Source organism: Mesorhizobium sp. M1C.F.Ca.ET.210.01.1.1 (genome assembly GCF_004791585.1).
Lineage (GTDB): Bacteria > Pseudomonadota > Alphaproteobacteria > Rhizobiales > Rhizobiaceae > Mesorhizobium.
This window is the reverse complement of record NZ_SRUU01000087.1, coordinates 1-1,340: the sequence shown is the minus strand read 5'-3', so window position 1 is coordinate 1,340 and position 1,340 is coordinate 1. Positions and strand designations below refer to the sequence as shown.

The window sequence follows — 1,340 nt, the reverse complement described above, 5'->3', positions numbered from 1 at the left end:
CGGTTGTGTGCGTCAAGTTCTGCAAAAGGGGCGGCCATGAAGCTGGTCATGCGGCTTGGCGCAGGGCGAGCTTCTTGTGCTCGCGCAGGTCGTCCATGTTGATGTAGCGGTTGGCCTCCATCCAGTTCTCGTTGGTCTCGACGGCGAGCGCCCTGACGAGGCGCAGGCAGCTTTCGGCGTTGGGGAAGATGCGTACGACATAGGTGCGCCGGCGGATTTCCTCATTGAGGCGTTCGAGCATGTTGGTGGACTTGAGATGCTTGTGGTGCTGGCGTGGCAGGCAAAAGAAGGTCAGCGTGCGCTCGATGGTCTCCTCCACCCACGTCGTCAGCCTTGGATAGCGGCCCGACCATTTGGCCAGCCATGCGGCGAGATCGGCTTTGGCCTCGGCGAGATCGCGCCGGTCGTAGAGCCAGCGCAGCTCCTGCAGGCAGTCGTCGCCATGCTTCCTCGGCAGGTGATCGAGCGCATTCCTGAGGAAGTGCACGTAGCAGCGCTGCCAGGCAGCTTCGGGGATCACCTCGCCGATTGCCGCGACCAGGCCGGCGTGATCGTCGGACACGACCAATTCGACGCCCTTGAGGCCGCGCGCCTTCAGCGCGACGAGGAAGTCCTTCCAGGCCGAACGGCTCTCGCGATTGGCCATCTCCACAGCCAGGATCTGGCGCCGCCCGTCCCAGTCGATGCCGACCGCAATCAGCACCGCCTGGCTCGTGACGACGCCGGCCTCACGCACCTTCTCGTAGCGGGCGTCGAGGATGAGGTAAGGAAACGGCTCTTGAAGGGGGCGCCTGGCAAAGGCAGCGAGGCTCTCGTCCAGCCGCTTGTTGATGGCCGAGATCGACGAGGCCGAGAAGGCATGGCCGCACAGCTCCTCGGTAATCGCCTTGACCTTGCGGGTCGACACGCCCTGCACGTACATCTCGGCCAGCGTCGCCACCAAGGCGCGCTCGGAACGCTGGTAACGCTCGAACAGCTCGGTGGAGAAGCGACCAGCCCGGTCCTGCGGAACCCGCAGTTCGAGCTTGCCGACACGGGTGACAAGGGTGCGGCCGTAATAGCCAGAGCGATAGCCGAGCCGCTCCGGCGTTCGTTCGCTCTTCGAAGCACCCAGTGCCTCGTCCATCTCGGCCTCGAGCACCTCCTGCATCACCGCGCGGATCACCTCGTGCAATCCATCCGGGTTCGAAAGCAGAATGTCTTTGACGGCGGCTATGGCGGATTTATCTTCAGTCTTGGTCATGGTGGCGTTCCTTCGCGGGAATCGGTGACGTGAACAATCACCAGCCTGCCATGACCGCCCTCTCGCAGCGAATTTGCAGAACTCTCAGCACACTACC

The 1,340-nt window shown here is 63.4% G+C and carries 1 protein-coding gene; it reads right to left on the bottom strand.

Annotated elements, in window-relative coordinates:
- Window positions 1-46: 46 nt before the first annotated feature.
- Window positions 47-1,243 (bottom strand): IS256 family transposase, encoded by a 1,197-nt coding sequence (locus EN853_RS33025; protein WP_135861337.1) that lies wholly within the window; start codon window positions 1,241-1,243, stop codon window positions 47-49.
- Window positions 1,244-1,340 lie beyond the last annotated feature (97 nt).

Coding starts and splice junctions, on each gene's coding strand:
- EN853_RS33025 (WP_135861337.1), bottom strand. CDS start 1,243: ATGACCAAGACTGAAGATAAATCCGCCATAGCCGCCGTCAAAGACATT.